We start from the raw sequence: 22,899 nt of genomic DNA, 5'->3' as shown, positions 1-22,899 counted from the left end.
CTGATATTGTCGAGTAGTTATTTTATCCAAAGTAGCAAGATAAAAATTCTTAAACTTGTAAATCCATGATCCCATGTTATTATAACAAACATTTTATATCAGTTACGCACCGCAATGGAATGCTAATGGACTTGTCCTCAAACGAGCATCCTACACAGTTATATGGGTGGGGATGCGGTGAAGAAAGAGTAACTGTAGGAGAAGAAGGAACTCATTTCGGGTTTGTATTCGATGGTTTCACTAATTTGACTACTTGTTATGCAGGCTTTGAACAAGTATTTACTCTTGCAAAAGGAATGTACTTTTGTGTACCTGGTTCTGTGTCTGTTAGTGGTGGATGGGGAATTCTTATTTCAAGTCTTAAGTATCATGGGATGTTCATGATTGGAGGACCAGTAGAGGAAAAGGGTAGGTTACTTTACATGGATGGTTGCTCTGATAGCCTTTTAGTACCACCAACAATTAAAGGTGATCCTTGTCTCAATCATTTACATTTCCCTCCTCGTATTAGTCAAACACGCCATACCCATCCCTCAATTAGGATTGGGATTGTTATGAGCGGTAAGGGACGTTGCATTATCCCAGAAAATGACGATGGAACTGGATTAGATGTTGAAATTCCCTTAACTCCAGGCCAAATATTTGTGATCCCAACAAACGGTCAGCATAGCTTTTTTACCGACGATAGCACGCTAGATATCATTGCTTACCATCCCGATAGCGACACAGGACCAACTCATGACGATCATCCAATGATCAACCGCACTTTTGTTAAGGGTCAATCGGCTAGAGAAATTAAGGAAATACGAACAAAGATTATTACTTAATATCGAACATAATATTAGGAGCCAGAATGAATCCTGGCTCTTGTATGTATTCTTCTTGGATCTAGTTTAAGTACCTATTTGCGGCGAGGGTGTTCAATATCGCCAAAACCACGCAATCCCTTTCCATTAGAGGGACCAGTATAGACATCAGCCCTACGAATTTTATCAGAGAACTTCAAGCCGGTTCTGGTTTCTAGGTTAGCGATAGACACTTGGAAGTTATTGAATTCACCAACGGGTAGACGCTCGAAGGGAATATTCTTAACGAATCTCTCCTGACTAACAACGTAGGCGCTGGAATACAGTGTGCCGACTCCATCGACTACCAGAACAACCTTCCAAAAAAACTGGGGAACCTGAACACCTCGGTGAACCACATCAGTTTGTTGGAAGATAGGACCAGTGAAAACAGTTGCTAGAAGATCATCTTGATCGGTGTTGGTCAGGATGAAATTTTCCAACCCCTGCCATAGTTGCTCTGATTGGTTAAACTCAAAGTACTGAGGAGAGCAATTTGTGAAGTGGAACGTATCGCTATTGGCTATCCTAGCCTCGCTTTCATTTCCCCAAATGGGATCTTGTCTGCGAACCAGATGACCTCGATCAAAAAAGTTTCCTCCTGGTTCATTGCCGTAAAAGTCATTTCCTACTTGCAAATTCTCTGGAATGCGGGGATCAAAAAACCATTCGTCATTCTTTCGTTCAAGTCCAACCCATTGCTTACCGTTAATATTGACAGCAGTCAAGAAGGCTAAACGACGAGTTTCACACATGACGACTGAGAAATGGGTGTAGCGGAGGATATTATCTTGCGTCCCCTGTACTTGTGCGATGGAACCAAACGCGAGAGCAGCCGGTGTCAATTCTGGGAGAGGAATGTTAACTCCTAGAAAATCAGGGTCATATCCTTTGCGATCGTCATAGTAACTCACTGGACGAATACTTCCACGATTGGGTTGAGTACTAGGTTTTCTCTCAAGGCTCGGCTTATCGCTTGATAAATCAGGGGGAGTGACTGTCGAAGTGACCACACTTTCGCGCGGAGTCGTACCTGGGAATACACGGATGCTCTTGGCATCTTCAAGGAAAGCTTGAATCAACTTGGAAGAAGAACCGTCCTGTTGAGTTTGAATTTTGTTTACTTGCTCGAGAATTTTGCTTGTCCGCACACCCTCATTGGCAAGCCATTTAATTTGATTTTCACTAAGCTTTTGTGCTTCTTCTTTGGCTACCCACTCACCGTTGCTTAGTTGAATCTCTTCAACTCCATTATTGATGCGATTTTCTATTACACTCTTGTGATGAATAGCAACAACCTGCCAGTTATCGTTGAAAGCCGGGGATCCAGAAGAGCCAGGGGCTGTGTCGCTGGCATACCAAAGAAAATTGTCTGCGAGAGCATCCTGAGAATTACCGATTTTGAGAACTTTGTTTTCCCGAATAGCAATTTGCTTAGGCTGACCATCCGGATGTTGAATAATGCTGACAAATTCTAGTGGTTCTACCTTGTGGAGGTTAGGATCTAAACGCAAAAATCCATAATCTGCAAGGCTAGCTTGTCCATCGTCAGACTTTTCTGCAACAGCAACTAGGGTGAAATCAAGATCCGGATCTGTGATGAATGCTTCATTAGGAGTCAGGGCAAAAAATTTGCCTTCTCTAATTTTACCGCTAATGTCCATCTCATAGTTAAACTGGGCTGATGCTCGTGTTGCCGCATCAACAGATTCAATCACATGATGATTTGTAAGTAGCAACCTGGGAGATACCAAAAAGCCAGTTCCCCAACTTCCATTTGAGCCAAACTGGTCTCCAACCCAAATCCGGCAAACTGCTCGAGCAGCTAGCGTCCCCTTTTGAAGGAAGTTAATGGGCAGTAAATCGTTACGCCCAAGAACACGCTCCAGATCGAATGAGGATACTCCAGATCCACTCGCCGCAATGTTCTCAACTCGCCTTGCCAAAATCGTTACAGGGTCGGCTCTGCGATCGTGCTCCTTTATATCGGATAGGGGAGCTTCCCGGTTTGTCGAAACCTCTTGAGATCGCAAGTCTTTGAGCTTGTCCAGAAAATCCTTATTATAGGTTACTGTCTTCACAGGCATGTGTTTTTAAGACTCCATAATTACCTGACTACACGTAAGCAGCTTTGTAGATCGACCCGATCGTTTAGATACTACAAAGCCACTAATGGTAATTCCTGATAATAAATAGAGTTTGCGTAAACAATACGTAACAAAAAATAATTCCAGCAGTTATTTGTGGAATTAGGATAAAAATACTCAGTTTTTACAAACAAGTTACGTTCTGTAAGCAAAAGGTGACAAAAACTCCAGGATTCTCGAATATATAATTCGCTCCTTGCTTTTACATAATCGTCAAAAAACATAACATGAAAAATATTGCTTTTTCATGAACTACATTGCTATACTAAATAGCAAGCAAGTAAAGCTAATACTTTTAAACTCTAAAGAGGAAGCCATCCTATGTTGGAAGAACTTTTCGGGATTATCCAATTTGTCTATCCAAAGGAGTATTAAGGTTGTAAAGCTTGCAAGCTGCTTGTAGAATGTAGTATCATCAGAAATTGTAAGTCCCCAGAGTTTTTGGAATAGTGGGGCACTCAGAGAACAATTCTCAATTTTTGGTTCCAGAAGGCAGATTTAGACGCTTATGTAATGGGACGCGGACTGCGACTGGATTCGTTTCGTGTGGTGTTCGTGGGCAACTAAAGTAGTGCAATAGATGACTTATAAGCTGGCTTACTAAATATCCAGGTATTGGAGATGCCATGCTCATATTTCCGAAGGGTTTTTTCTTCGTAAAGTAAAATTTTCTGATCGAAAGGACTTAAAAATTTAGAATTGCACCCTTTGAAATACCAAGCAGTATATAACTGATGGTGAGCGAAAAAAAATGAATCAATTCTTCAACTGTCCAGAGAGAGTTGGATACCAACCCCAGTGACTAGTTTACGTGAGTTCCCACGCGACTAGTCTATTTTTTTCTCGAGCCTAGAGAGGAGGCTACCTTGCAATGAATTGTAAATATAAAGACCATCCTTTTCCTCCTTGTCGATTTGAGCAGCACCCCCATAATAGCAACATCTACTTTTGTCCCCATTGTCGAGAATCGTATGACGTAAGGGATATTGGTAATCAATTTCCTAAATGGCTGCTGTTCAGCATTGTAATTATCATTTCCTTACTTGTTTTTAATCATCGTCAATCTTTTCAACCTAGTACCAATAACTCACAAGCTAATACTCATACTCAAGTTAAGTAGCACCACTATGTTGGCAACTTCTTGGGTGTACGAGCGGATACGTTTCATCTACCTCAAATCATCAGGGGAAAAACAATGAAAACACATGTAAGAGAGGGAAATAGTCTGCTGTTAAAGTTTGTATTTAAGGGACTGAAGTATTTTCTACTCGCATTAGTAGGCTTTGCGATCGCGTACGTTATTTCGTCAAGTTTGGGTGTGCCAAGCATTTCTACACAAATACTATCACTATTAACAAATTGGGTTTTCCCCATCGGCGTTATCCTGTTGGGTTTGATAGGAATAGCTATCATTCTCGAGTCTCTGCGCTAGAACTCTTGCAATGTTGTCTGCTTCAAAGTCCTTGTTTAACAGTACTTACGCAGTTTATAACTAAGAATAGGCTGTTGTGTGCAGAAGTCATAAACATCAATTTTCTATACACCAATTGCATAAGTTGATGATATCTGGCACCTATAAACGAGACAGGAGAGTTAGCTTGTTACGCTTGACTGATCTTCGGTAAACAGAAATGACTTGACCCACATATGTCAATGCGTAAGTATCAGGGTAAGACAATCATGAAAATTCACGTTTTAAACATTCAGCCTTTACCTAGAAGACACTCCGTAGAAGTCTGGATGTTAATTGGTGATACAAAGTGTCATTTCAGATTTACTCGAAGAGTTAAACAACTTGCAAATCGTCAATTAGAAATTATCAGCTATGAAAATACATTTGAAGAACTGTTTAGATTTAACCCAGAAATAGTTAATCGGGTGATAGATCTAGTCCGGAAATTTGATAAAGGTAAGCAAGTTAAGCTGCCAGATGTAGTAGGGAATTTTGACAATTCTGGACAAGCATCAGTGTCCCAAAGACCATGTTCGTTTGAGATTGACATGTAATTACAGCCCGGTTGTATTTTAAAGAATTGTAACGGCTATGAATAGAAATCGTAATCCACCAATTTATTGTTTGTCTTCCAATGCTCCTGGAGCTTTCAAGGTAGCGATAGTCGCTTCTGTTAAACACTGAACTTTAGTAATACACTTACCAGTGTTACATCCCCCATCACCAAGAACCTCCGGTACGTGTGGAAGCCCGCAAGGATGTGACTGACCCAGGAAGGCACATCTGTCCTTTAGGTGCGGGAGGAAACACGACACGAGCGAATTCCCAAAGCCGTCCAGAGATTTGAAAAACTATGAACCATAAGAATAACCGTCTCTTTTGTGAATTGGTGAACAATATTTGTGGCTGATTCCTGCCACTCTTTCTTTGCGAGTTGAAATATCGAAGGTGCCTGTTGCGCGACACAAAACTCTACCAACGTAACAACCAATCTTTTTTCCTTTGGTGACAACGGCTTTAATAATGTCGCCAGTTGTAAAACCAAAATGTATTTGTTTATTGCTACGATGACGGGTAGGAAAACCGTGTTTGTCAGTACCACACATTTGACGAGTGCCGTAACCAGTAGCTTTAATTAATAGTGGTTGAACACCCTTAATATTTAGCTTGCTAGGAGTTGACTTGCCAACACAAGCCGCATCGATCCAATGGGTCTTGTCAAGGTTTTGGGTAGTTCTATTGAACTTTGTTAAACCACCACTACCTGTTTCTACTGGGAGTCCAAAAGTTTTCAATGTTGACCATATTTTAAATCTGGTTGCATTAACAGCCGCAGTATCCACTAATGGTTTCTTGGCTTGTGCTTCAATTTCAGTAAACCGTTTTGGATCCTTTTTCAAAAATTCCTTAATGTCTTGTGTCCCTTTTTTGAGGTTGCATTTTTCACAACTTAGGGTAAGATTTGAAATTCTGTTCGTTCCTCCTTTTGCTCTAGGATAAATGTGTTCTATTTGCAGTGGAACATTTTTGACCCCACAGTAAGCACATTGTCTACTCCACTTCTCTAACAGGTACTCGCGAGTTTCGTAACCTGCAAGTGTACCTTGTTGGTATTCCTTGCCCTTAACTTCAGGGTTTTGCATCAACTGAGTGTCAAACCTAACCAATTCTTGAGATATAGCAGTGATGTTGGCAAGCTTGCTCAGTCGTTTAACCCAGGTTTTAATATTATGAACACGACTCATGAGGCTAGGTGGTAGCCAGCCATTTCTGCGTTGTTTAGGGCAAGGTTGTTTATTTCCCTTCCTAAACCATTCGTGTTTTGGTGGTTTGCGGTAACGGGTTTTACGGTTTCTTCTCCCTCTACGCAGTTGACGACGAGAATTTAGAGATTCCCTAATTGCAAAGCCTCGATGCTGAAGTTCAGCCGCCCATACAACCTCTCCTGTTGAATCGTTAACCAGTGCGAACCCAGTTGTTTTACTGCCTGGATCAATCTTGATTCTTAATGGTTCAACTAGTACGTCAGAACGAGACTCTTTAAGAATTAAAGTAAAAGGGAAATGCCTATAAATAGCTGCTTTCTTGTTTCTTAATAGTTGTCGTGCTTGCGCCGGGTGGATTGGATTTAATGGTTTAAGTTGAGTGTCAATTACTAGTATTTTGGACATGATGTCCCTCCATTGCTGGGTGATGTGAGCCTTGTCAAAGTTACTGGTCGGTACTTTCCAAACAACACTGGCTTAACCCTATAAGCCTGTTTAGCTGTCTGGTTCTAGAGCTACAAACTGGCTACGCATCTGTAGGTAGGAACTTAAACACTTACCAGTAACGTAGTGCGCGAAGCACTTAAACGGGTCAGCTATCCCTAAAGGGAGGCTCGTTCGCCTCCGGCGTCTCCCCTTGGGAGAAGACCCTCGCCTTTAGGCAGGGGTGCTGACAAACAAGGATCTTGTGATGGGGAAGCAGCCACCATTGCATTGATATGAGTAAAAATTCGATCTAGCTCTCCAATCGCATCTAGCTCTGCTACCTCTTCGGGTGTAAGTTGATCTGCTTTCTTCTTTTCTAAAAGGTTCTCCATTCGCATTTGTAGAGACTCACTGAATTTGAATAAATTCCAGCGATCAACCTTTTCAATGCAAATTTCATGGATCAATGAGGATGGTCTGCCCAGAGTTGTACTCATTTTTCTTATGTTTAAAGTTCTAAACAATCTGCGTTAGACGAGTTGATTAGATTATAGCCATTCACAATAACAACCGTAATCAACCCACTTATTGTTCGTCTTCCAATGCTCCCAAAGCTTTCAGTGTAGCAATAGTCGCGTCTGTTAAACCCTGAACCCCAGTAATATTCATACCTTCGTAAGGTCTAGGCGATCGCAATGTATTCAACCACTCACCTGTTTGGATATCCCACAACATGATTGTCTCATCTTGGCTACCACTCACCAAAATCTCACCGTCAGGACTAAAAACAACAGACCATACCCAATCGGTATTACTAACATCCCATAACTTCACGGTTTTGTCTCCACTGGCACTTGCTAACAGATTACCGTCTGGGTTAAAAGTGACTGACTGCACACGATTCTTATGTCCTCGCAAGGTTAAAAGGCATTCTCCTGTTTGGACATCCCACAACTTCACTTTTTTGTCATCACTAGCACTTGCTAAGGTTCTACCTTGAGGATTAAACGCAACTGACTGTACCCAACTGGTGTGTCCCTGTAAAGTTAGCAAACGTTCACCCTTGTGAACATCCCACAAAATCACAGTTTTGTCTTCACTACTACTTGCCAACATACAACCATCTGGACTGAAAGCAACAGATCGCACCCAACTAGTATGCCCATGCAATGTTCTCAGAGACTTACCATCACTTACAGACCACAAAATCACAGTTTTGTCTTCACTGGTACTCGCCAACATACAACCATTAGGACTCAAGGCAACAGATCGCGCCCAATTAATAGGAGTAGCAATTGTTGTAGAGTCTTTCCGTTAAGAATATCCAAAGAATTCTTGTAACCAATTAAGCTAAACGGACGAAATTTCAGGATTAACAGCAGACCAGAAAATTGCTATGTTTTCTTTGCAACAAGCGATCGCTCTTCAAGGGGCTGGGATAAAGCCGAATCAGAAACTACTTTTCTAAGTACTCAGATACAATTAACTACACACTTTATTTTAACTATTCTCTCTCTTCATAAATAGAATTTTGTGCAACGACTTATTACTTTTTAAATCCTTCCGGATGCAGCGACAAAAATACTGGATATAGAGAAGTAGATGCACCCTAATTATCGCCCTCAGCTTTTAGCTGGGGGTTTTTTCATTTTTTTGGAATCCTTCCGGATACAGCCATAAACATATTGGATATAGAGGAATTAGACCCACCATAAGTGTTACCCTCAGCCTCTAGCTGAGGTTTTTTGCTATAAATTGAATAATCTTATATTTTAGATTTTGAATCCGATAAATTCAGCTACTATTGATACTAATTTTTGTATTTGGAGTTCTTTTAAAACATATTTTTAATTTTTAATACAAATTTCCACGATTCCCTTCTCCCCGTCAATCCTTACCGTCTGACCATCTTGAAAAATTGAAGTAGCATCTCGAACATCCATAACCGCAGGAATCCCATACTCACGAGCCAAGATCGCTCCATGAGAAAGCCGTCCACCTGCTTCAGCAATCAATCCTCCAGCCCTAACAAGTAGAGGAGCCCAGCCTGAGTCTGTATAAGGTACTACTAGAATTGTATCTCGGCCAATGTCTGGCACAGCTTGAAAATTACGCAATACCTTTATCTTACCTTCCGCTTGTCCTGGACTTGCCGGAATGCCTTTTAATACATTACTTTCAGGTGTTAGGGAAACTGTTTGTGAAGTCAAGGTTGGTGGATTATTGCCATAGATTAAGAGGGGTACTTGATTTAGGCGACTATCTTCTATAAATTCAAGTTGCCGAAGTTCCACCAATTGCTGTAAATTTTCAGCAAATTCTGGCTCAAAGTTCTGTATAAGACGGCGCACTTCATCAAACTCTAGAAAAAATATATCTCCAGGCTGTTTGAGTAAGCCGGAATTCAACCAAATCTTTTCTAACCCAACAAAGCACCAACGTAACTCAGCCAAAGCCCTTGAATAAATCTCTGTGACTCGCCCTTTAAGATTCACACGTCTGTTGACAATCCCTATTTTCTTTTTATTTTGGCGCTCTTGTCTTAGTAGTTCATTTCTCTGAATAAACTGTACAAATAATTGCCTTAATATTTGGGGTTCTTCCTTCCAAGTAGGAACAGCAATATCGGTTCCTACCTCACTCAAATAACCGTATTGTTGTTGCAATTTCTCCAACTTCTCTAGAATGTCTTGCCCATGTTGCGTTTGTGCTAATTTTTCAAAGATTTCTTCTGGTTCAAACTCTGGTAAATATTGTTTCGCGGTTGCAGCTAAATCTTGGAGCGATCGCAACACTGCTACCTCTGGAGTCAAACTATTATCTATGTCCCTATCCTTCACCCGAAAAATTGCCTGTCGCAACGCTGCACTTAACGGAGCCAAAATACTGTAGTAAGTTGAGCTGTAAAGCAACTCCATTATAGAGTCAATCCTACTAAGTATTTGTGCAGGTTCAAGCTCATCAACTGGTTGCTGCCCTAACTGAGAGAAAGTAGGAACGAATTTTCTGCGATTGTCTCTATTAAAGTCCTTTTCTAAACAGAATTCCCGTACAACCAACTTCATCAATCCGGGTAGATTACGCAAAGTAGTCTCTAAGGGGGGTTTGCTCATCTTGGCTCCCCTAGTTAAAAACTCTAAACTTTCAGGAGGCAAACCCATACGTAAAAAAATCTCTCCTAAGAGAGATGCATTAAAGTAGGCTTGGGAATAGTGCAAAGTTGCTGTCTGGTTAAAATCAAGCCCAGCAGCGCGTTCTCCTAGCACCAAAGAAAAAAGTTGTCCCCAAACCCCACAAGTTAACGGACGATTGATCGACCAAGTTAACGGGCGAATCAGTCCAGGAATGACTTCTGCTGCAATTTTGCGCGTCCAAATCGGTAACAATGTACTGATAGGTCTAGCTTGCAAAACCCAAAGGGTTTGACCGTCGTAACTCCACTCAATATCTTGAGGAATGCCGTGATAACGTTTTTCTAGATGCCTAGCCAAGTAAGCTACTTGCTTTATTATTACGGCGGGTACTTGTCCCTCACCCTCTAATTGTACAGAGGCAAAGTTTTCTGTTTCGACAACAAAAGCACTATATTGTTCTGGTGTGACTCTTCCAGAAACAACTTGCGCTGCGTTTCCTGCTAATGCTTCAATAATAACTGCATCCCCTTGCTTAGTCATTGGATCGCGGGTAAAAGCAACACCAGAAAACACTCCTTGGACTTGTTGTTGGATTAATACCGCCATTCCTGTTTCGTTTAACGAGCGATCTCGCCGATACTGGAGTGCAACTGGATGATTGTAGGAGGATCTAACTTGCGCGATCGCGTCTTCCAATCCCTCTTTAGTAGTGACATTCAAAATCGTTTCATACTGTCCTGCTGCTGAAGCGTATTCCGAATCTTCTCCAATCGCTGAAGAACGCACCACCAACGGAGATAAATCTGACGGCTGAAGCAATTCTATTAATGTACTAGGATCATCTAGAGGAGCCAGTACCCATCCCTTCGGTACCGAATAACCCCATCGCTTAATCTCAGATAATCTAGCCGCTTTCTGACCAAATACAGCAGCATCCAAATTGTCGTCTAGAGATAGAATAGTTTGACCACCCCGAAGAAATTGCATTGCTGCTTGCGATTCTGTTTGTGCTTCTTCAACTCTTAGATTCAAATCATCCGGAATTTGTGTATAAATCCAGCCCAGCAATACTGCTAAACCAATAGCAGCAAAAGTTTTTGATGGATCTTCTGGGTGGAGAATCGCTACAATTAGGGGAAATAAAACTAAAACTCCAAATTTTCCTAAATTTCTAGAGCGTAAAATAGTAAAGCTGGCGCTTGCAAGTAAAAATACAAATACTGTTGCTAGCGGATCATGTACCGAAAATCCCCATACAACATTTGTTGTTCCAGCACCTCTACTTGCCCAATATCGACCCAGTACTAAGGTGCTTAAAGCTACCAATTCCTCAGCAGAGCCATTCCCGAAGAAAGCACGAGCAATCAAAACCGCTGCAATACCCTTAAAAGCTTCCGAAAAAACAGCCAGAATTCCTACTAGTGTACCACCATGGTAGAAAGCCGCTGAGACACTAACATTACCAGTCCCAATGTTTGCTAAATTCCGCTTGCTCAAAGCCTGAGTCATCCACGAAATCAACGGTAGCGCTCCTAGAAGCGGGCAAACGATGACAATTACTAAGATACCCCAGAGTTTAAACATCTCGTTTAATTGGATTCTAGCAATTTTTCTATTACTTTAAGAGATCCCTCTTAATTCTGACCCAATCACGAAATACTTTCACTAACTCCAGATAGTCGGTGGTTTCAGCTTGTTGTAAAAATCCAGCAATCTCTGGAATGGGTAAGTTCACAAAAAATTGACTTGTTTGCGAGGTTATATAGGTGTCATTTTGCAATTGCTTAATGGTTAGAGATTCCCCGTTATAAATCCATACTTCTGCTACACCCAAATCTGCATAAACTTCGAGGCGATTATGAGAACTGTTCGTAATATCAATTTCCACAACTAAATCAGGTGCTGGATCTTGTGTTAAATCCAATCTTCTTTTTCGGCGAACCGCAGTAATATTGCGAATGTAGAAACATTTATCGGGTTCTACACCACTGCGTTCAGAACGTTTGAGGGTGGTAGAACCAAGAGGGTAGATTTTTATTTCCAATTCTTCAGCCAGTGTTTCCACGAAGCGACCTAAGACTTCTTTGCCAAGTTCGTGTTCTGGAGAAGGAGCCATAATTTCTAGATTGCTACGATTGTAAGTCAGCCGGAAACGGCGATCGCTCAATTCTTCCAACAGCGTTTCGTAGGTTTGCCAGCTAATCCCCGACAGGTGAATAATTTCATGCAGTGGTGTGAGCAGTTTAGCAGTCATGGGTTTAACCGAAAATCTCTTGGCTTTATTTTAGGGGATCTACATTTGGAAAGCGATCGCCTTTACTGCTGTCGCTTACCCTGCATCTACAGCTTGTCGAGTTACAATTTTACCGTGAGGTGATTCCCCTAGCTAGCGAACAAAAACGGGAGATGCTCCTATGACAGCACTTATACTAAACCTCAATTCTGTAATTAAACTGACAACAGAGCAGTTTTATCAACTTTGTGAAGAAAATCCCGATTTAAAATTAGAACGCAATGCCCAAGGAGAATTGGTTATAATGCCGCCTACAGGAGGAGAAACAGGAAAAACTAATTCTGCTATTAACGCTCAAATATGGATTTGGAACAACCAAACCAAGAGTGGCGAAGTTTTTGATTCATCAACTGGATTTACTTTACCAAATGGTGCTGACCGTTCTCCAGATGTTTCTTGGGTAGAAAAATCTCGCTGGGGTGCTTTGACTAAAGAACAGAAAGAAAAATTTATTCCTCTATCTCCTGATTTCGTCATTGAAATACTTTCACCTAACGACAGCTTGAAAAAAACTCAGAATAAAATGCAAGAATATATAGAAAATGGTTGTCGTTTAGGTTGGTTGATAAACAGAAAACTACAGGAAGTAGCAATTTATCGTCCGGGACAAGATGTGGAAGTTTTAAAATTACCTCAAACTCTTTGTGGTGAGAGTGTTTTACCTGGATTTATACTCAATTTGCAACCAGTTTGGTAACTACAATTTGTCAAGGAACAAAAAAGCGAGTAGCATACATAGCCTTTATCTTGAATAGTGGGTCGAGATGGTATAGCATTTAGTTAGCATCTTATAATGTGCTAATTATGATTGACCTCGCCAAAGACATTCACTCGCTTACCGATTTTAAGCGCAATACGACTGAGTTCGTACAACGCATGAAGGAAACTAAGCACCCTCTGGTACTCACAGTGAACGGCAAAGCTGAGCTTGTGGTACAGGATGCCGAATCCTACCAAGCTTTGCTCGAAGCTGCCGAGTTTGTAGACACCGTTAAAAGCATCCGCCGCGCCCTAGAGCAGGTAAAGCGTGGCGAAGGTCGTCCTGCTGACGAGGTAATTGCAGAACTTCGCCAAGAACTCGGTATTTCAGATGAGTGAGTTGTACCGGGTTATCATCACACCCGAAGCACGGAATGGCATTCGGCAGGCTCACGATTGGATCGCACAATACTCACCTAACTCCGCAACTCTATGGATGAACGGGCTGTTTCAAGCAATCATGTCGCTAGAAAGAATGCCACTTCGTTGTCCCCTCGCCTTTGAAAATGACCTCTTTGACGAGGAGCTACGACAACTCTTCTATGGAAAAAAGGGGAAAGTATACCGGATTCTTTTTACTGTCCACGACACTAACGTATATGTCCTCTTTGTCCGTCACAGTGCGCAAAAACCCCTCGATCTAGATGAGTGATAGTACAAATCTGATAAGTGAGCACTATGCAAGGAAGCCAAACAAGCGAACTAAAAAATATGTTGGATTACTTGCCAGAACGTATTAGGCAAGCAATAGAGGAATATTCTCAACAAAACCAAATTCCCCCAGAATTAGTGATTGAGTTAGCAATAGCTCACTTTCTAGATGTATACTCTGTAACTTTCGACGATTGTCAGATCGATTCACCAGGAATGCTGAGAGAGCAAAACAAAATTTTACAAATTCAGCTAGCTGCTGCACAATTAAACCCCGGCTCAGCAGCTTAAAACAGTGGACAGTGAACAGTTATCAGTGAGCAACACCTATGGTGGGCGTGATAACTGTTTACTAATAACCGATAACTGTTAAACTGCGTAAGCTACTCGGAGCGCCCAAATAATTAGGGCAGTAATCGCTCCTAAAATGATCACAGTAGAGATGGTGACGATTTTCGGAGAATCAGCACCCTCAAACTTCATGATTCCTCGGTTCAAGTCTGACATGGCTTTGTAATGCTCCTTAAAATATTACAGTGCTAACCTGTCCGCTTTGATTGTATTCCTTTCGTTAGCCTGCTGTGGGAAGTTTATAATAAATTTTTTAGTTAATCTTTGGAGTATGGTTTTGGGTCATCGTAGCCAATCGCATCCCAAATATTTAAATCCTAGAGCGATCGCACAGCGCCGAGGCATTTCTTGCTCCGTGATCGCGTTAATTAGCCCTTGGTACCAAACTTGAGCGCGGTCAGCTGTGGTAAACTGAGAATAACTTAAGAATGCTGCATCCGCTTCAGCTTTCGCAACGCTAGAGAAATCAATCCGGTATGTCATGCTTCAAGAGACAATCCATACTTTTGATTTTGCTCGGCAATAAAGTCCTCTAAACTCGAAAATTTTCCTTGCTCGAAATCATCAAGCCCCTGTTGGATTCCTTTTAAAGCCTCAAAAAAATCTTGATTGTCTAAACTCAGCCCTAAAGTCAAAACCGCTAGCGCCATTTGCGAAATATCTTGTCCAGTACTTTCAGCACGCTGTCGCAGTAGTGCCTCAATTTTCGGAGGAAGGTCGAGAGTAATGGACATTGCTGATTTTTCCTCAGTGATACTGGTCTTATTATAGCGATCGCACCACTTTGAAACGCCATGAACAATAGTGCGATCGCTTCTAGCTAAAATTTTAGACACTTATGCGAATTCAATACACAACACCTTATTTCTTAATTCCCCGAACCTGTTGACAAAATAACATCGTTCGTGTCATATTATGTAGGATAGGATAAAAATAAGAAAAAAATTTATCCGCCTACGGCGGAAGGGCTCAAGAAGGGTAGAGAGCAAAAGGGCAAGAGTGTAAAGGGCTAAAGAGTCCTGGCTGCACCAACCACAACCACGCGAAAACCCACAAAGTCGTTCCAGTTGCCGCGCGCGCCCCTGCCGCGATACGCCGAACGACAGACCCTCGGATTGCCGCTCCACGAACCACCACGCAGCAGCTTGATATTTAATAGATTGTCTAACCAATTTTTCTTTTGATTGGTTAACCAACAGCTTGCATCGTTTGGTGCGTCGACATAATTCTCATGCCAATCATCACCACACCATTCCCATGTATTACCATGCATGTCATATAAACCAAAGGCATTAGCAATTTGAAAGCTGCCAACAGGAGTTGTCTTTTGCCTGTAGTTATCTTCTGCACGGTAGTTTGCTAGCTCAGGAGTAATAGTGTCTCCGAAATGAAACGGGGTAGTCGTTCCGGCACGGCAAGCATATTCCCACTCAGCCTCGCTGGGCAATCGGTAATTGCGTCCGGTTGCTTTTGATAGTCTAGCACAAAATTCAACTGCATCATCCCAAGAAATACTTTCTACAGGAAGATCTTTTCGTTTAAACCTAGATGGATCGGGTTTGAGTTTTCGGTTAATTTGAGGGAGAATCGCTACAGCTTCCCACTGTCCTTGAGTTACAGGGTATTTACCCATAAAAAAGGACGGAACGGTAACTTTATGCTGAGGTCGTTCCCAGTCAAAACTCCCTTGTTCAGTTTTAGGCGCACCCATTGTGAATATACCGCCAGGAATAGCGACCATTTCTAAAGTAACGTTATTACCAAGGTCTTCGAGAAAGTATTCAGCTTCTCGGCTTTCGCGTTTAATTATTTTTCCTGTAGAATCAACAGTGACAACCTCAAAAGGAAATCGCGGTAATTCTGGGCGATTTGGGGTCTTTGATTTAACTTCTTCAACGGCTGGTTGTGATGATTGTCCAGATCGCGGTAATTCTTGGGGATTTGGAGTCTTTGATTTAACTTCTTCAACCACTGGTTGTGATGATTGTCCAGAAAGCACAAACTTTGCCAGAACTTCAAAAGCAAAAGCACTAGCATGACGTGCTGCAAGCTCTTGCCAACCTGCTTTATCTGTTCGGCCCTTATCATCAATTAAATCAGAAATTCCTCGAATAATCAGCGCAGATACTTGATGGTTTGCATGAGCTGCTTGCAGTAAACCCCTCCCCTCCATCTCCACTGCGATCGCGTCACCATAATTTGATCTGAGAAACTCCCAAATTTCCGATTGCGTTGAAGCAAGGACTTTTTCCCCTGCTGCGATCGGTGCGACAAATGCACGGGGAGGAGTATTTGTGCTAACTGTTAATCTTTGCAGCCAGTCTGGTTTCCTTGCTTCAGCCCTAGCTCGCTGTATTAAATTGTATGCAGATTGTCCGACATCTGGTCTGGGTTCAAATGTGAGTTTTGCTTTACCTGACTCATAACCGTATACCTTTGTCGCTGCTACAACATCGCCAAGAGCAACATCTTTAATACCACCTGCTACCCCAACAAAAAATATCACATCAGGGTTAAAGTGCGCGATCGCTCGTTCTGCTTCGATCCCAGCGTTATAATTTCCCGCACCAACCTCAGCAATCCCCACCTCCCAGGTTTTACCTGCAGTAAATTTTCCTCGCTCATAAATCGTTCCTTGGGGATGAATCTCCTCTTCCACTCCTGTGAGATGGATACGAACAGCCATATATTCTATGGGAATAGCGGTCAGTATAACTGCGCAAGGCAAAGCCATAGGTTAATCTTTAGAGTAAGATCCTATTTTAATATTTTAAATATTATGAGTGATAACCAGAAAATGTTTGAGGTGTATCTCAAAGAATACGAGAAACTCAAATCAGAGCAAACGCAGCGAATCGGCTTTCGTGATAATCTGCTTTACGTGACGCTAGGGTTGTTTGGTACAATCATTTCTCTTGCTATTGCTAATAAAGCTAATTACTATGCTCTTTTGGTGATTCCTTGGGTTTGTTTGATCCTTGGTTGGACTTATCTTGTCAATGATGAAAAAATCACGGCTATTGGGAGATATATTCGTCTGACTCTGGTGGAAAAAGTTAAGGAATATACTGGTGATCCAGACTTTGAATCTATTTTTGGTTGGGAAATAGCCCACAGAAGTGATAACCGTAGAAGACGACGTAAGATAGAGCAGTTAATTGTTGACGAGATTACTTTTGTTTTTTCTGGTGTGGTTGCGCTGGTAGCTTTTTGGTCGCTGGTATCAGAGGTTTCGGTAGGGGTTCGTGTTCTTGGCTGGATTGAGCTTATTCTTTTAATCGTTTTAGGTGTTGAGATTTTTATTTATGCTGATCTCGCAAAGGGGAGGTAGCACCCCTTCTCCTGAAAGTCAAAAGTGTAGGTTGGGTTGTAGCTTGCTTCCCCGTAGGGGTACGAAGTGAAACCCAACATTACCTGGTAGTCGTTGGGTTTCGCTGACGCTCTACCCAACCTACGATTGTACGATTCTCCATGTAGGGTGTGTTGTCGCGGAGCGCAACGCACCGGTTTGAATTTAGAAATTTGTAATTGAAAGGCTTGTTGTTGGAGTTGAATGCGCTAAAGCGCAACTACGAACAAAGAAAATTAGAAGGTGCAGGAAGTGTTGGTGATAATTTTTATAGTTGTGGTGGGATTGTTGGTAGTTTTAGAGGTGGGACTGCGTATATTAGGGTTTGGGAATCCGCTGATTTATGTTGCGGATGAGTATATTGGTTATTTGTTGGCTCCTAATCAGCGAACTCGTCGGTTTGGTAATCGGATCAGGATTAATGAGTACTCTATGCGGGGTGAGTCTATACAAGAAACATGCTCACCGTCTACTTTTAGAGTGCTGATTTTAGGGGATTCTATTGCTAATGGTGGTTGGTGGACTGATCAGGCTAATACTATCTCTAGTTTGATGACGCAGTTTTTAAGTGTCGCGATGAAGGGTAAATTTAACCAGGTGGAAGTGCTGAATGCTTCTGCTAACTCTTGGGGACCAAGAAATGAATTAGCTTATTTAAAACGGTTCGGTAGTTTTAACGCTCAGGTGGTAATTTTACTCATTAATACTGATGATTTGTTTGCGACTGCTCCTACTTCTTTACCAGTAGGACGCGATCGCAATTACCCCGACAAGAAACCACCTCTAGCTTTGGCGGAGTTCTTCACCCGTTATGTTGCAAAGCCAAAACCAATACCAGAAATGAAAGCGGTATCTGATGAAAAGGGCGATCGCGTTGGTTTGAATCTAGATGCAATTAGCAAAATCATAGCACTAACCCACCAAGCCAATAGTGAATTTCTCTTAGTTATGACTCCGTTACTACGAGAAATCGGCGAACCTGGATCTCGCGATTACGAAATCAAAGCACGGCAACGCCTCAGTGAATTTGCGCAGATAGAGCAAATCACTTACATAGACTTTTTACCCGTATTTCACTCAACCAAGGATGTTAAGAACTTATATCAAGATCATATACACATGAACTTGCAAGGTAATCAAGTTGTGGCTGAGGTGATTTCGCAATGTATTGTTAAAATTGAAAAATGATTTGCAGTGTATGCAACAAATTTTATTTACTATTACGCATCATCTTTTGTACTCCGACACCAGCTAGGATGCTTCCCAATAAGATCCAAGTTCCATCAAAGCCAACATTTATACGATGAGTATTCTCCCGATGGGCGATGATGAATAGTTCTCTTTGCCCGGCTCCTTGTTTTACCAGTGCGTCAAATTGTCGGTTAGCAGCTACCAAGGCAATGAAGTCGTTGATACCCCAGTAAGTGGATACAAATGTAGCAGCATAGCCAGGAAGTACTATAAGTACAAAGAGAATCATATTTTGTAATAATTTAGACATATTTCTGATAATTGGGATTATTCTCGCCGACTCCTTTAATCAACTTTAAAAGTACCAACACTAGCTTGCAATTTTTCAGAAATTTCTACTGTTTGGTGGAGAGCAGCAGAAACTTGACGAGATAAAGAGCTTGTTATTTCAGATACTTTAGCAATTTCTTTCACCAAGTAGCTAACCTCTTTAGATGTTTGAACTTGGGATACTGTAGCGGTAGAAATCGACTGTACCAATTCATCTATTTGACGACTCACGTCAAGAATTTGAATTAAACTTTGCTTGGTATTTTGTACTTGATAAGTTCCTTGAACTACGTGTGTCGTTCCTATTTCCATCGCTTTGACGACTTCATTCGTTTCAAGTTGGATATTAGCAATAATTTCTTCAATCTCTGAAGTTGCGGATGTACTTTGAGCTGCTAGTACAGCAACTTCTTCAGCAATTACCACAAAACCTTGTCCGTCTTGACCTGCACGTCCAGCTTCAATACCTGCATTAATAGCTAACAAGTTAGTTTGTAAAGCAATTTGGTTAATCAACGCTATCACACGAGAGATATGTTGCGAAGATTCTCCAAGACGCTTGACTTTTTTCGTGGTTTCCGCCATTGTGTCTCGCAACCTTATAATATTCTCCACGGTGAGATCTATCGCCTCACATCCTGCTTCGGCGCTTTGAGAAGCATTATGAGCAATCACAGCTGCTTGTTTAGCTTTGTTGGCTACCGTTGTAGTCGAATGCGTCATTTGGTCAACAGAATCAAGAGTACTGTTTATTTGCTGTGCTTGTTTGAAGGCTTCGTCGGCTACTTGATTGATGGCTCCAGAGTGATCGGAGATCGCATGACCAACTTGGGTAGAAGCTGATTTCACTTGCATAACAATTTCTCGCAAGCTTTCCACAATCACATTGAAAAAATCAGCAACGATACCAACTTCGCCAGAAGTAACTTCTGCACGCACTGTTAGATCTCCTCGCGATACTCCTTCGATGCACTCAATGACTTGTAACAGTTGTAGTTGTAGATGTTTTTCGTGTTGACTTTGCTCTTCGGAAAATCTTTCTGCTTGAGAAAGTGCTTCTTGTGTTTGTTGAAGAAGATTGGCTCGTTCTAAAGCTAGTCCAACGATTGTTGCAAATTGCTCAAATAAACTGATTTCAGACTTTAGCCATCTACGAGGTTGAGAACACTGATGGGCGATTAATAAGCCTACTACATGCTCACCAACGAGAATTGGTACCACCAAATTAGCTTTAACTTCTAATGATTCAAGTTGTTGAAGATAACACTCTGAAAGACCTACTTCGTAAATGTTGTTAATTGCGACAACGTTTCCTTTGGGATATCGTTGTACATAATTACTTAAACAAGGGTCATTGATGCTTACTTTCCTAGCCTCTGACCAATTAGGAAGAACTGATTCAGCAATTATGCTTCCTTGAGAATTTTCGTCAAATTTATAGATCACCGTCCGATCCGCTTGCAAAGTTTTTCGGATCTCTTCAACTGCTAAATTGTATACATTTTCTAAGTTAAGGCTCCCAGACAAGAAGTTTGTAAACAACTTCAATCGTTCGGCTTCAGCTGTTTGTTTTTCTAGCAATTCTTGTAGCTGGTCTGCCATCTGGTTAATATGAGAGCCTAGGGCAGCCAGTTCGTCGTCCCCTTGGATAGCAACCCTAGTTTCAAGATTCCCCTCACCCATTTTTTTCACTGCTGCCGTTGCAGCTATAATAGGCTGTACCAGGCGATTTGTAATAAGCACAGCACTCACACCTACTATCAATGCTGTTAACAGCGTTCCCATCTCTAAGACAAGTAATAATTGTCTTTGTTGTACAAACGCGTTGTTATTCTGGGTAGAGTTGCTCTGCTCTACTGTTGACTGGTTTACCAAATCATAGGCAGCGATTCCAACTCCCAATACTGGTAGAATGCTAATAGCCATTGCGAAAGCGATCGCTTTGGTGCGTAGGCTTGTTTGTTTTATAGGTAAGAGTCTCTTTTTAGGAAGAGAATTAGTATTTTTTGTTTTATTCTTAGTCACACTATCTATTGATTTTTTGAAAGTTCTTTTTTCAAGAAAATTACTACTTTTATCTATATTATTTAGTTTTGTTCCATATTTTCTAACCATACGGTATCCCTACAATTCGTATAATTAAATTATTTAAATTATATTTATTACATATATTCTACTCTAGAAATTGTCTTTTTGTTAATTTTGCTATTTAGAGTTATTTAATTATCTTCATCCTGCGACTAACTGCACAGCACGTAACAAATCTTCTCTAGTAAAAGGTTTCGTGATATAGGCTGAAGCACCTTGCTTCATACCCCACAATTGATCAATTTCTTGATTTTTTAAACTACAAATTACAATTGGAACTGTTTGGGTTTTTGGATTTTTTTTTAGAAAGCGGCATAGCTCAAACCCACTCATTCCAGGCATGACTACATCAATAATTATCAGATCCACTTTTTCTTTCAGCGCTATTTCCAACCCTTCTTTAGCATTAGTGGCTTTAATGATTCGAGAAACACTATCTCTAAGATAATGACACATTAAATCTAGTTGGCTGAGAGAATCTTCTACAATTAAAATTGTGCTTAACACAGTATACTTAACTCCCTTGAATTTTTCAAAAAATTATAGTATTCCTCAATCATTGGTACACAAAACGAATATATCTATACTTCTAATGATAAATACTGGTTTAAAACCTCATCCCTAGTGGACGAAACAAGGGTTCAAACTTTTCCTAAAACACCATCCCCTGGTCGTGTATTCAGGCGGATGTCTCAGCTGTCTCCTGACTCCTTTTTATTAACAAGAGCGCTTTTGCAGAGATCGTTCAACCCAGTTTAAAAGCTTTTGTTAGATGCGGGTAACTCAAACAGACAGTGCAATAGCGATTTTAGATTGTAAAGGGTATTTGTTAGCAAGATAAACGTGCTATTGCTCTGCTATACTCACCAATATTTCTGTTGTTAAGACCGTAAACTTGTAAAAGTTGTGAGCAAATACTCAATTTAGTCAGCAAAAGTCTATACGGACAAATAATGCTAACCAAGTTACAAAAAGCAAATTTATTCATAATTCATCAAGACCACTCCAACTTTCTTTTGTGATGAGTAGTCACCCTGGATAAGCAAGTTTTAATAAAAAACAAGAATCGATAAAGGTAGTAATCTTGTATTGCAAAAAAACAAAATGGTTAGTTACTAAGTAGGTTGTCATAACTATATTACTACAAATTTGATAAATATTACTCATACCTGTCCCATATGAATAATATTCGCAAAAAATCCATAAATCTTTATCCTTGAGTGAAGAGAATATCAAGAAAAATACTCATTCTGTTGAATATGATTTTATTCTAAAGGTTTTACAATGTTGATAACCAATTTAATAAATACTTTTTAAAACAGTTAATATCAATCATCTAATATGTTAACTACCCATCAACAATAACGAGAGAAAGAAAGCTTATGTCTTCTTGGTCAAAAGCTATTTATTCAAGAGTAAGGGAGTAGGGAGTAAAATTGGGTAGAAAAACTTCAGTTTTGGGATCGCCCACTTCAAAAAAAAGATGTTTTTCGAGACGCACAGAGCAAGAAAAACCGCGTCCTTGCTTCAATCCCACAGTTAAAAGTCTGGGTTTCCTGCTCTGTGTTATCTCTGAAGAGAATTTTTAGAACCTCAAACCAACACCACCTTGTAAAGAGAAAGCTGTTCCATCACCATTACGATAGGTATCAAAACCAATAATGGCGTTACCAAAAATAACGGTGTTGCTATTTGGTAAGACGTAATCAACTCCTGGTTGCAAGGCAAAGCCAATTTTATTACCAACAGGAGAACGTGTATCACCACCAGCCAAAACAAGACCAGCTCCCAGGTAGGCATCAGTCTGCCAGTTGATGGGGTAGTCATAGGAAACGGTCGGTACAAGGGCGGTACTTTGACCGATTAAAGCTTGGGTGCGGAAAGAAACTGGTGCTTTTAAAAGCTTGTAGCGGAACGCAATCACCCCTCCTACCTGCCCCCCGTTTGTCAAACCTGCTGTTGGACCTATACCAACGTAGCTCCCATATGCTATTTGAGCTTGTACTGGTTGGGTGAACTGGACAAAACTTAAAACTGAACTGGGTAAAACAACTGAGATCAAATGCTTAAGATGCTTCATTTCCTGATTCCTCACACCAATTTTGTTAGTTGTTGT

Annotated in this window: 24 protein-coding genes; 10 read left to right on the top strand and 14 right to left on the bottom strand. The window is 41.0% G+C overall.

Going from position 1 to position 22,899, the window contains the following annotated elements; genetic code table 11:
* Window positions 1-125 precede the first annotated feature (125 nt).
* Window positions 126-827, top strand: a complete 702-nt coding sequence (locus G4P69_RS10220; RefSeq protein WP_243902321.1) for a cupin domain-containing protein — start codon at window positions 126-128, stop codon at window positions 825-827.
* Window positions 828-901: 74 nt separating this feature from the next.
* On the opposite strand, the gene G4P69_RS10215 is transcribed toward G4P69_RS10220, so the two are convergent.
* Complete coding sequence (locus G4P69_RS10215; protein WP_208341184.1) at window positions 902-2,926, bottom strand: DNA/RNA non-specific endonuclease; 2,025 nt, start codon at window positions 2,924-2,926, stop codon at window positions 902-904.
* A gap of 937 nt (window positions 2,927-3,863) precedes the next feature.
* On the opposite strand from G4P69_RS10215, the gene G4P69_RS10210 reads away from it, so the two are divergent.
* The 3 genes from G4P69_RS10210 to G4P69_RS10200 all read left to right on the top strand — a co-directional run bounded on the left by G4P69_RS10210 (window position 3,864) and on the right by G4P69_RS10200 (window position 4,999).
* Window positions 3,864-4,112: a hypothetical protein gene (locus G4P69_RS10210; protein WP_208341183.1), complete on the top strand. Its 249-nt coding sequence runs from the start codon at window positions 3,864-3,866 to the stop codon at window positions 4,110-4,112.
* Between the two features lie 75 nt (window positions 4,113-4,187).
* The gene (locus tag G4P69_RS10205) at window positions 4,188-4,424 is read left to right on the top strand and encodes a hypothetical protein (protein WP_208341182.1); all 237 of its coding nucleotides are present in this window, start codon (window positions 4,188-4,190) and stop codon (window positions 4,422-4,424) included.
* Between the two features lie 248 nt (window positions 4,425-4,672).
* Window positions 4,673-4,999 (top strand): hypothetical protein, encoded by a 327-nt coding sequence (locus tag G4P69_RS10200; protein ID WP_208341181.1) that lies wholly within the window; start codon window positions 4,673-4,675, stop codon window positions 4,997-4,999.
* Window positions 5,000-5,296: 297 nt separating this feature from the next.
* Here the strand turns inward: G4P69_RS10200 and iscB are convergent, their stop codons facing one another.
* The 5 genes from iscB to G4P69_RS10175 form a co-directional block, all read right to left on the bottom strand.
* Window positions 5,297-6,616, bottom strand: a complete 1,320-nt coding sequence (iscB, locus tag G4P69_RS10195) for an RNA-guided endonuclease IscB (protein WP_208341180.1) — start codon at window positions 6,614-6,616, stop codon at window positions 5,297-5,299.
* Window positions 6,617-6,813: 197 nt separating this feature from the next.
* On the bottom strand, window positions 6,814-7,134 hold the full coding sequence (locus G4P69_RS10190) for a hypothetical protein (protein ID WP_243902319.1): 321 nt from the start codon (window positions 7,132-7,134) through the stop codon (window positions 6,814-6,816).
* A gap of 88 nt (window positions 7,135-7,222) precedes the next feature.
* Window positions 7,223-7,921 carry a WD40 repeat domain-containing protein gene (locus G4P69_RS40220; RefSeq protein ID WP_313890541.1) on the bottom strand — a complete coding sequence of 233 codons (699 nt, stop codon included), beginning with the start codon at window positions 7,919-7,921 and terminating at the stop codon, window positions 7,223-7,225.
* 563 nt (window positions 7,922-8,484) lie between these two features.
* Window positions 8,485-11,355 (bottom strand): glycerol-3-phosphate acyltransferase, encoded by a 2,871-nt coding sequence (locus tag G4P69_RS10180; protein ID WP_208341178.1) that lies wholly within the window; start codon window positions 11,353-11,355, stop codon window positions 8,485-8,487.
* Between the two features lie 31 nt (window positions 11,356-11,386).
* The gene (locus G4P69_RS10175) at window positions 11,387-12,025 is read right to left on the bottom strand and encodes a Uma2 family endonuclease (RefSeq protein WP_208341177.1); all 639 of its coding nucleotides are present in this window, start codon (window positions 12,023-12,025) and stop codon (window positions 11,387-11,389) included.
* A 160-nt stretch (window positions 12,026-12,185) separates the two neighbouring features.
* Here G4P69_RS10175 and G4P69_RS10170 point away from each other — a divergent pair, with 160 nt between their 5' ends.
* From G4P69_RS10170 to G4P69_RS10155, 4 genes are all read left to right on the top strand, one after another.
* Window positions 12,186-12,761 (top strand): Uma2 family endonuclease, encoded by a 576-nt coding sequence (locus tag G4P69_RS10170; RefSeq protein ID WP_208341176.1) that lies wholly within the window; start codon window positions 12,186-12,188, stop codon window positions 12,759-12,761.
* 107 nt (window positions 12,762-12,868) lie between these two features.
* A complete protein-coding gene (locus G4P69_RS10165; protein ID WP_208341175.1) occupies window positions 12,869-13,162 on the top strand; it encodes a type II toxin-antitoxin system Phd/YefM family antitoxin in 294 nt (97 codons plus the stop codon).
* Window positions 13,155-13,475, top strand: a complete 321-nt coding sequence (locus G4P69_RS10160) for a type II toxin-antitoxin system RelE/ParE family toxin (protein ID WP_208341174.1) — start codon at window positions 13,155-13,157, stop codon at window positions 13,473-13,475. Before G4P69_RS10165 ends, G4P69_RS10160 begins: the two co-directional genes overlap by 8 nt.
* 26 nt (window positions 13,476-13,501) lie before the next feature.
* On the top strand, window positions 13,502-13,765 hold the full coding sequence (locus G4P69_RS10155; protein WP_208341173.1) for a hypothetical protein: 264 nt from the start codon (window positions 13,502-13,504) through the stop codon (window positions 13,763-13,765).
* 78 nt (window positions 13,766-13,843) lie between these two features.
* Here G4P69_RS10155 and G4P69_RS10150 read toward each other — a convergent pair whose 3' ends face one another.
* The 4 genes from G4P69_RS10150 to G4P69_RS10135 all read right to left on the bottom strand — a co-directional run bounded on the left by G4P69_RS10150 (window position 13,844) and on the right by G4P69_RS10135 (window position 16,559).
* Window positions 13,844-13,981 (bottom strand): hypothetical protein, encoded by a 138-nt coding sequence (locus tag G4P69_RS10150; RefSeq protein ID WP_208341172.1) that lies wholly within the window; start codon window positions 13,979-13,981, stop codon window positions 13,844-13,846.
* 126 nt (window positions 13,982-14,107) lie between these two features.
* Window positions 14,108-14,308, bottom strand: a complete 201-nt coding sequence (locus tag G4P69_RS10145) for a hypothetical protein (protein ID WP_208341171.1) — start codon at window positions 14,306-14,308, stop codon at window positions 14,108-14,110.
* Window positions 14,305-14,661 carry a hypothetical protein gene (locus G4P69_RS10140; protein ID WP_243902318.1) on the bottom strand — a complete coding sequence of 119 codons (357 nt, stop codon included), beginning with the start codon at window positions 14,659-14,661 and terminating at the stop codon, window positions 14,305-14,307. Before G4P69_RS10140 ends, G4P69_RS10145 begins: the two co-directional genes overlap by 4 nt.
* Window positions 14,662-14,834: 173 nt before the next feature.
* A complete protein-coding gene (locus tag G4P69_RS10135; protein ID WP_208341170.1) occupies window positions 14,835-16,559 on the bottom strand; it encodes an SUMF1/EgtB/PvdO family nonheme iron enzyme in 1,725 nt (574 codons plus the stop codon).
* A 45-nt stretch (window positions 16,560-16,604) separates the two neighbouring features.
* Here G4P69_RS10135 and G4P69_RS10130 point away from each other — a divergent pair, with 45 nt between their 5' ends.
* Entirely contained in the window at window positions 16,605-17,156 is a 552-nt protein-coding gene (locus G4P69_RS10130; RefSeq protein WP_208341169.1) for a hypothetical protein, read from the top strand.
* A gap of 261 nt (window positions 17,157-17,417) precedes the next feature.
* Window positions 17,418-18,362, top strand: coding sequence for an SGNH/GDSL hydrolase family protein (locus tag G4P69_RS10125; protein WP_208341168.1), 945 nt, complete (start codon window positions 17,418-17,420; stop codon window positions 18,360-18,362).
* A 22-nt stretch (window positions 18,363-18,384) separates the two neighbouring features.
* Here the strand turns inward: G4P69_RS10125 and G4P69_RS10120 are convergent, their stop codons facing one another.
* The 4 genes from G4P69_RS10120 to G4P69_RS10105 all read right to left on the bottom strand — a co-directional run bounded on the left by G4P69_RS10120 (window position 18,385) and on the right by G4P69_RS10105 (window position 22,863).
* Window positions 18,385-18,675, bottom strand: a complete 291-nt coding sequence (locus G4P69_RS10120) for a hypothetical protein (protein WP_208341167.1) — start codon at window positions 18,673-18,675, stop codon at window positions 18,385-18,387.
* A 35-nt stretch (window positions 18,676-18,710) separates the two neighbouring features.
* Window positions 18,711-20,810: a methyl-accepting chemotaxis protein gene (locus tag G4P69_RS10115; protein WP_208349585.1), complete on the bottom strand. Its 2,100-nt coding sequence runs from the start codon at window positions 20,808-20,810 to the stop codon at window positions 18,711-18,713.
* Window positions 20,811-20,924: 114 nt separating this feature from the next.
* Complete coding sequence (locus G4P69_RS10110) at window positions 20,925-21,290, bottom strand: response regulator (protein WP_310833790.1); 366 nt, start codon at window positions 21,288-21,290, stop codon at window positions 20,925-20,927.
* 1,078 nt (window positions 21,291-22,368) lie between these two features.
* Window positions 22,369-22,863 carry a hypothetical protein gene (locus G4P69_RS10105; RefSeq protein WP_208345892.1) on the bottom strand — a complete coding sequence of 165 codons (495 nt, stop codon included), beginning with the start codon at window positions 22,861-22,863 and terminating at the stop codon, window positions 22,369-22,371.
* Between the last annotated feature and the right edge of the window lie 36 nt (window positions 22,864-22,899).

The organism is Aetokthonos hydrillicola CCALA 1050 (assembly GCF_017591665.1).
Classification (GTDB): Bacteria; Cyanobacteriota; Cyanobacteriia; order Cyanobacteriales; family Nostocaceae; genus Aetokthonos; species Aetokthonos hydrillicola.
This window is presented reverse-complemented; position numbering and strand designations above follow the sequence as displayed.

Excerpts from the sequence above, each read along its gene's own strand:
- G4P69_RS10115 (WP_208349585.1), bottom strand. The coding sequence starts at position 20,810 with ATGGTTAGAAAATATGGAACAAAACTAAATAATATAGATAAAAGTAGT.
- G4P69_RS10210 (WP_208341183.1), top strand. The coding sequence starts at position 3,864 with ATGAATTGTAAATATAAAGACCATCCTTTTCCTCCTTGTCGATTTGAG.
- G4P69_RS10220 (WP_243902321.1), top strand. The coding sequence starts at position 126 with ATGGACTTGTCCTCAAACGAGCATCCTACACAGTTATATGGGTGGGGA.
- G4P69_RS10190 (WP_243902319.1), bottom strand. The coding sequence starts at position 7,134 with ATGAGTACAACTCTGGGCAGACCATCCTCATTGATCCATGAAATTTGC.
- G4P69_RS10135 (WP_208341170.1), bottom strand. The coding sequence starts at position 16,559 with ATGGCTTTGCCTTGCGCAGTTATACTGACCGCTATTCCCATAGAATAT.
- G4P69_RS10165 (WP_208341175.1), top strand. The coding sequence starts at position 12,869 with ATGATTGACCTCGCCAAAGACATTCACTCGCTTACCGATTTTAAGCGC.
- G4P69_RS10175 (WP_208341177.1), bottom strand. The coding sequence starts at position 12,025 with ATGACTGCTAAACTGCTCACACCACTGCATGAAATTATTCACCTGTCG.
- G4P69_RS10120 (WP_208341167.1), bottom strand. The coding sequence starts at position 18,675 with ATGTCTAAATTATTACAAAATATGATTCTCTTTGTACTTATAGTACTT.
- G4P69_RS10200 (WP_208341181.1), top strand. The coding sequence starts at position 4,673 with ATGAAAATTCACGTTTTAAACATTCAGCCTTTACCTAGAAGACACTCC.
- G4P69_RS10105 (WP_208345892.1), bottom strand. The coding sequence starts at position 22,863 with ATGAAGCATCTTAAGCATTTGATCTCAGTTGTTTTACCCAGTTCAGTT.
- G4P69_RS10205 (WP_208341182.1), top strand. The coding sequence starts at position 4,188 with ATGAAAACACATGTAAGAGAGGGAAATAGTCTGCTGTTAAAGTTTGTA.
- G4P69_RS10150 (WP_208341172.1), bottom strand. The coding sequence starts at position 13,981 with ATGTCAGACTTGAACCGAGGAATCATGAAGTTTGAGGGTGCTGATTCT.
- G4P69_RS10160 (WP_208341174.1), top strand. The coding sequence starts at position 13,155 with ATGAGTGAGTTGTACCGGGTTATCATCACACCCGAAGCACGGAATGGC.
- G4P69_RS10180 (WP_208341178.1), bottom strand. The coding sequence starts at position 11,355 with ATGTTTAAACTCTGGGGTATCTTAGTAATTGTCATCGTTTGCCCGCTT.
- G4P69_RS10145 (WP_208341171.1), bottom strand. The coding sequence starts at position 14,308 with ATGACATACCGGATTGATTTCTCTAGCGTTGCGAAAGCTGAAGCGGAT.
- iscB (WP_208341180.1), bottom strand. The coding sequence starts at position 6,616 with ATGTCCAAAATACTAGTAATTGACACTCAACTTAAACCATTAAATCCA.
- G4P69_RS10155 (WP_208341173.1), top strand. The coding sequence starts at position 13,502 with ATGCAAGGAAGCCAAACAAGCGAACTAAAAAATATGTTGGATTACTTG.
- G4P69_RS10130 (WP_208341169.1), top strand. The coding sequence starts at position 16,605 with ATGAGTGATAACCAGAAAATGTTTGAGGTGTATCTCAAAGAATACGAG.
- G4P69_RS10170 (WP_208341176.1), top strand. The coding sequence starts at position 12,186 with ATGACAGCACTTATACTAAACCTCAATTCTGTAATTAAACTGACAACA.